Origin of the sequence: Streptomyces montanus (assembly GCF_005786655.1) — a bacterium.
GTDB classification, from domain to species: Bacteria; Actinomycetota; Actinomycetes; order Streptomycetales; family Streptomycetaceae; genus Streptomyces; species Streptomyces sporangiiformans.
The window spans coordinates 112,624-119,248 of the sequence record NZ_VBZC01000031.1 but is presented as its reverse complement, the minus strand read 5'-3'; the positions used below and the strand labels follow the sequence as shown (position 1 = coordinate 119,248).

Here is a 6,625-nt window from a genome sequence, read left to right as displayed (position 1 = left end):
GGGGGAGCCGTGCGGTGCGGCGGGTGTCGGCGGGCGCTCACTCCTCAGGCGTGCGTGGACGCCAGGCGCCGGTCCAACCTCGTGACCGCGGCGCGGAACGCGCGCCCCAGCCCCGGCCGCCCCAGCGTCACGGCGAACCGGAATGCCGCGGTCCCGTCGCCGGCCCAGGTCCACTGCACCCGGGTGCTCGTGCCGTCCGGTGTCAGCCGCCACTCCTCGACGAGGGCTCGCACCCCGGGAGCGTTCGTCTCGTCGACGCGATAGGCGTACACCTCGGCGGGCTGGGACGCGATCACCGTCTCCCGGAAGCGCGTCCCGCCCTTGAGCCGGATCTGCCGCCCGGCGCCGCCCTCGGTCGGCCGGGCCAGCGTCACCGCCGAGAACCACTCCGGCCAGCCCGCCACGTCCTCGGCCAGCGCCCGGAAGACGGCCTCCGGAGGAGCGGTCACCCCTCTCGCGAACACCAGACGCAAAGGAGCGGTCTCGACGAAGTCGAGTCCCACCGGACGCAGTCGGCGAGCCATGGACGAAACCCCCTTCGGCGGTGCGCGGGCGAGGTCACGATAGCTGGCGGACCATCAGATGTCTGTATCGTCCACGGGTTCGCCCGCCACCACCAGACTCCGCAGGTGTTCGGAGATGTCCGCGCGCGCCTCGGCGGGCAGTCCGGCGTCCGTGACCAGGGTGTCGACCTGCTCCAGCGCGGCGAACGAGCTCAGGCCCACCGTTCCCCACTTGGTGTGGTCGGCGACCACGACCACGCGCCGCGCGGACTGGACGAGCCGCCGGTTGGTCTCGGCCTCCGCCAGGTTCGGCGTCGACAGACCCGCCTCGACCGAGATGCCGTGCACCCCCAGGAACAGCAGGTCGAAGTGCAGCGCCCCGATCGCCCGGTCGGCGACAGGACCCACGAGGGAGTCCGACGGAGTGCGCACGCCCCCGGTCAGCACGACCGTGGCCGCGCCCTGCCGCTGTCCCGAGTTCCGCTGTGCCGCGTGGAAGACGTCGGCCACGCGCACCGAGTTGGTCACCACGGTCAGGTCCGGCACGTCCAGGAGCTGATGGGCGAGTGCGTACGTCGTCGTGCCGCCCGACAGGGCGATCGCCGAGCCCGGCGTGACCAGCTCCGCTGCGGCCCGCGCGATGTCCTCCTTGGCGGTCAGCTCCAGACCCGACTTGGCCTCGAAGCCGGGCTCGTGGGTGCTCGCCTCGACCACCGGTACCGCGCCGCCGTGCACCTTCTCCACCGCGCCCTGCCGGGCGAGCGCGTCCAGGTCGCGGCGGACCGTCATGTCGGAGACGCCGAGCTTCCTGGTGAGTTCGTTGACCCGGACGCCGCCGCGCCGCCGGACCTCGTCGAGGATCAGAGCGCGGCGCTGCTCCGCGAGAAGGTTCTGATTCTCACTCACGCCCGCTCCGGTCCTCTCGCCTCGTTCTGTCCGACACGCCCTCGTACCCCCTCCGACGAGCACATTTTCCCGCCTTCGACCCCAAGGAGGTCTCATCCTCGCATGGGTGACCACAGGTCGCGCCACTCCCTGTACCGACGTGCACACGCCACGCGGGCAACAGGGGCCCTCACCGTCACACGGATCGGGGAGATTCCGTGACGAGACGTGCGCACAGCCCCCGAAACCGACATCCTTGTACCTGCGCATGACACATGCCGCATGGCATCACATCGCATCACGGGGGAAGCGAAGACAGTGGAGCCTTCAAAGGAACCTGCCTCGACGGGGGAGGCGACCAGGCCCGAGCAGCGGCCCGCGGCGCCCTACACCGCTCTGGAACTCCTGGTCCACGGCGTCGGTGGCACCACGCCCCAGGGAATGCTGAACGATCCGCGCGTCGTACGGATCACCGGCGACGAGACGGCAGCCGTCTACCGCCGCGTCGACGACGCCGACGCGGAAGCACGCCCCGACGACTACCGCGGCAGACCGGTGCCGGAGGCGTATGTGTGGTGCAACCTCACCTCCGGCAACGGAGCCCGCGCTCTGTGGCTGCTGCTCCTGCCGTTCATGGTGGTCAACCTCGCCCACTGGATGCGGCCCACGGTGCGCGACAGCCGTACGCGGACGGTACGCCTCCACGGCCTGCTCGTCCGCCTGGTGAGCCTCACGCTCACGGTGCTGCTGGTGGCCGCCGCCTGCGAGGTGGCCCTCGACCTGGTCGCCTGGCAGTGCGCGGGCACGCCCGAGTGCGCCGCGGAAAACTCCTGGCTGGGCTTCCTCTCACCTGCCGGCTCCGACGACGGCTGGTGGAGCCGGCCCGGCCGCCGTCTCGCCCTCGCCGCCCTGGCGCCCGCCGCCCTCACCGGCCTCCTGTGGTACCTCTCCCACCGCACCTGGAGCGCGTACGAGTCGCAGCGGCCGATGTCCGACGGGGGCGCCCCCCGCGACGACTCCGACGACACCGGCCGCCCGGCCCTTGGCCGCCCCGGCTTCTGGTACGGGCGCAGGCTGGTGGCCAGGCTGCGCGCCGCCCACACAGCCGCCGGGCTGCTGACGGTCGCCGCCGGGGTCGGTGTCTCCGTCGTCCGTCACGACCGCGAGGACGGCGGGCCGGCAGCCCTGGAAACGCTGGGCCTGCTTCTGATCGCAGCGCTCGTCGTGGGGGCGGTCGTAGTGGTCTGGGTCGTCTGCCACAGGGGCCGCAGCGAGAGACGTCTCGACGGGCAGGTCGACGCGACCTTGGTGCGCTGGCTGCCCCTCGGCTCACTCGCCCTGCTCGCCCTCACCCTCCTGTACGCCGGCTGGTCGCGCCCGGACTGGCAGTCGGGCCACCGGCTGCCGGGCGGCGGGACCTTCGGCGGCATCGCCCTCGTCCAGGGGCTGCTCGTGATCGCCCTGGGCGTGGTGGCCCACCTGCTGTATCGCACCCACCCCGACACCCGCACCGCGATGCGCGGCCTGGCCGGACCCTCCGTCGCGATGCTGGCCTGCGCCCTGGGCGGCGTGATGTCCGGCGGGGTGGCCCAGCGCGTCGCCGACTGGCTCGACGGCACCGAGAAACCGATCGACGGCCCGCCGGTGTTCCTGACCTGGCAGGCGTCCGTCATCCCGCCCCTCATCGTCGTCCTCCTGGCGCTCTTCGGCTGGCTGGCCAGGCGCACGGGGCAGCTCCGCCGCGCCGAGATCGACAAGGTGGGCCTCGACTACCCGTCGGAGCCACAGGACGCCGAGCGCACCCTGCGCATCGCGAGGACACGCGCGATGGCCGCCCTCACCGACCGGGCGCCCCGCATCATCGGCATCATCTCGACCGTCACACTCCTGCTGGGCGCCGTGGCCCTCGTGGGCGCGATGACGACCGACGAGGTGCCCGGCGATGCCGCACAAGGCACGTACGCCTTCGTGGAGGGCGCGGCCGAGACCGCGCAGGCCCTCGGGTCCTGGCTGATCGGTGTCGGCTTCATATTGCTCGTGACCTGGGGCCGCCGCGCCTATCGCGATCCGTCGGCCCGCCGCACGATCGGCATCCTGTGGGACGTCGGTACGTTCTGGCCGCGCGCGGCGCATCCCTTCGCGCCCCCCTGCTACGCCGAGCGCGCCGTGCCCGACCTGACCTGGCGCATGGCCACGTGGACGGGCACCACGGGCGGGCGGCTCGTCATCTCCGGGCACTCCCAGGGCAGCGTCCTCGCGGCGGCCGCGGTCTGGCAGCTCACGCCGTCGGTCCGGAAGCGGGTCGCCCTGCTGACCTACGGTTCGCCCCTGGAACGGCTCTACGGGCGCTGGTTCCCGGCCCACTTCGGGTCCGCCGCGCTGAGCAGCCTGCGCCGCGAGGTCGACTGCTGGCGCAACCTCCACCGGGCCACCGACCCCATCGGCGGGCCCGTCCGGCTGCCCGGCGACTGTGGCCCCCAGGTCGACCGCGAGGCCCTCAAGGATCCTCTGGCATACGGCCGCACCGCGCTGCACCCACTGCCCGCGCCGATCCTGGGGCACTCCGGCTACCAGGCGGACCCGGCGTTCGCGGAAGAGCGGCGACGACTGCTCGCGCGGCTCCGGCCGGACGTACCGGGACCGCGCCCGGAAGGCGGGCCCCCGCCCGATCCGGGCGCGGACGGCGAGCCTCAGGGCAGCTCGGGCAGGTCCTCGGCATAGAGCAGGGTGAGGTCGTCCGTGCTCGGCTCGGCGAGCTGGGCGACCCGCCCCGCATGCTTCTCCACCATCGCCTCGAACGTCTGGCGGGCGGTGCGGCCGTTGCCGAACGCGGGCCCCTTCGGGATCGCCGTGAAGTACTTGAGCAGCGCCTCGCCTGTGCCCGGCGCCAGGTGATACTCGTGCTCCTCGGCCTGCTGCTCCACGATCCGCAGCAGTTCCTCGGGAACGTAGTCGCTGAAGGTGATGGTCCGCGAGAAGCGGGAGGCCACACCCGGGTTGACCCTGAGGAAGCGCTCCATCTCGGCCGTGTACCCCGCGACGATCACCACCACCGCCTCCCGGTGGTCCTCCATCAGCTTCACCAGCGTGTCGATGGCCTCGCGCCCGAAGTCGCGTCCCGAGTCCTCCGGCGAGAGCGCGTAGGCCTCGTCGATGAACAGCACGCCGCCGCGTGCCTTGTCGAAGGCCTCCTGCGTACGGATGGCCGTGGAACCGATGTGCTCACCGACGAGGTCGACCCGGGAGACCTCGACGAGATGGCCCTTCTCCAGGACGCCGAGGGAGGCCAGGATCTCGCCGTACAGCCGGGCGACCGTCGTCTTGCCGGTGCCGGGGGAGCCCGTGAAGACCAGATGGCGCCGGACGGAGGCGGCCTTGAGGCCGGCCTCCTGGCGACGGCGGCCGACCTCGATCATGTCGGTGAGGGCACGCACTTCGCGCTTGACGCTGTCCAGGCCCACCAGCGCGTCGAGTTCACCGAGCACCGCCTTCGACGTGCGCGCGGGCGGCGAGGGTTCCTGGGCGGCGACGAGCGGCTCCTGCTCGGTGGTGCGCTGGCCGGGGATGGCGCCCAGCAGGCCGGGGGACTGGCCGGCCGTCTGCACGGCGGGCTCCTGCGCCGGAGGCCGCACGCCGGCACTCTCGTCGCTCGTACAGTCCTCGACGACGGGTCCACTGCCGGACGCCTGCTCTCCGCCCGCGTCCGCGAACTCGAACCCCCCGCGCGCGCATCGCTCCGTGCGGCACTTCTTGAGCGTCGTACGGCAGCCGTCGATCACATGGAAGCCGTAGCCGCCGCTGCCCGTGACCCGGCAGCCGTGGAAGCTGCCGCGCCCGCCGGCCGACACATAGAAACCGGCCTCCGCGGGCGAGGTGACCGTGCACCGCTCGACGGTGGGGTCGGCGCCCTTGGTCACGATCACACCCGTCTGTGTGCCGTCCACGGTGCAGCCCGACAGGGTGCCGCCGCTGCCGTGGTCCCGGAACCAGGCGCCCGTCGCGGCGTCCCTGATCCGGCAGTCGTCGAGCTGCGCCGTGGCGCCGTCGCTCACCGACACCGCCGTGTTGCGCACCTGCCACAGGTCGCTGTCGACGACGTCGGCGCGCGAGCCGCGGTCGAGCACGAAGAGGGCATCCGGCACGTCGTGCACCCGGCACGAGTCGAGCACAGCGGTCGCGCCGTCGCTCACCCAGACCGCGGGGTAGTCGCCCGTGCTGTCGTGGATCTCGCACTGGTTGGCGTCCACACGGGTGCCGGGATCCCACACCGACAGGCCGTTGCGCCCGAACTGCCGCACCGTGGAGCGGGTCATCGTGAGGACCGAGCGGGAGCGCAGGTCGACCGCGTTCTCCGGGATGTCGTGGATCCGGCAGTCGGCGAGCGTCAGCACGGCGTCCGTGTCGAGCGTGACACCGTCCGCGGTCGTACGGTGCACATCGCAGTCGGTGAGATGAGCCGTCGCCCGTCCGGTGACCTGTACGCCACTGCCTCTGACCTCGTACACCTCGCAGCCGACGGCCTCGAACGCCGAGTGCTCTCCCGTCGCCGACAGGCCCGCACCCGAGGCATGGTGCACCCGGCAGCGCTCCAGGCGCGGGTGGGCGCCACCGCGCACGGAGATGCCCGACTGCCCGGCCGCGACGACCTCGCACTCCTCGAACACCCCGCCCCCGCCGTCCAGTACGGCGATGCCGATGCCCGCCGGATTGTCCACCGCGCACCGCCGTACGGTGGGGCGCGCGCCCCCGCGCACCTCGAGCCCGGCCGCGGAGCGCGTGACGATCCGGATGTCCATGAGCTCCGGCGCGCCCTCCTCGACGAGCACCGCGGGCGCGGCCGTGTCCTGGCCCTCCACGAGCAGGTCCTGGATCAGGGCGGAGGAGCGCACCGTGAGAGGCACTCCGTCAACGGGCGCGATGCGTACGGAACCGGGGGAGCCCTCAGGGCCGCGCAGGGTCACCGTTCGCTGGACGACGAGGTTCTCCCGGTAGGTACCGGGAGCGACGGTGAGCACGTCACCGTCGCCCGCGGCCTCCAGGGCGGCGGCGAGCGATGCGTACTCACCCGTGCGGCGTCGCCACCGTGACGTGCCGGTGTGCGTCACCTGGACCGTGCCCTGTGCCATGGCGCTGTTGTGCCCCCACCTCGTCGTACGCGGTCCTGAGAGGCTGTCATCGATACCCGTCGGATCCGCTGACGGGGATCCAGGACAGCCTCTCACGACGTGCCGAACAGT

At 72.6% G+C, this 6,625-nt stretch carries 4 protein-coding genes; 1 reads left to right on the top strand and 3 read right to left on the bottom strand.

The genetic code is table 11. The features are described from left to right. Positions 1-44: 44 nt before the first annotated feature. The gene (locus FE633_RS26675) at positions 45-524 is read right to left on the bottom strand and encodes an SRPBCC family protein (protein ID WP_138047730.1); all 480 of its coding nucleotides are present in this window, start codon (positions 522-524) and stop codon (positions 45-47) included. A gap of 54 nt (positions 525-578) precedes the next feature. Then, on the bottom strand, positions 579-1,409 hold the full coding sequence (locus FE633_RS26670) for a DeoR/GlpR family DNA-binding transcription regulator (RefSeq protein ID WP_138047729.1): 831 nt from the start codon (positions 1,407-1,409) through the stop codon (positions 579-581). A gap of 420 nt (positions 1,410-1,829) precedes the next feature. On the opposite strand from FE633_RS26670, the gene FE633_RS26665 reads away from it, so the two are divergent. Continuing rightward, entirely contained in the window at positions 1,830-4,109 is a 2,280-nt protein-coding gene (locus tag FE633_RS26665; protein ID WP_246113843.1) for a hypothetical protein, read from the top strand. Here the strand turns inward: FE633_RS26665 and FE633_RS26660 are convergent. After that, entirely contained in the window at positions 4,079-6,514 is a 2,436-nt protein-coding gene (locus FE633_RS26660) for a right-handed parallel beta-helix repeat-containing protein (protein WP_171060133.1), read from the bottom strand. The genes FE633_RS26665 and FE633_RS26660 overlap by 31 nt on opposite strands. Positions 6,515-6,625: the final 111 nt, after the last annotated feature.

Excerpts from the sequence above, each read along its gene's own strand:
- FE633_RS26675 (WP_138047730.1), bottom strand. The coding sequence starts at position 524 with ATGGCTCGCCGACTGCGTCCGGTGGGACTCGACTTCGTCGAGACCGCT.
- FE633_RS26665 (WP_246113843.1), top strand. The coding sequence starts at position 1,830 with ATGCTGAACGATCCGCGCGTCGTACGGATCACCGGCGACGAGACGGCA.
- FE633_RS26660 (WP_171060133.1), bottom strand. The coding sequence starts at position 6,514 with ATGGCACAGGGCACGGTCCAGGTGACGCACACCGGCACGTCACGGTGG.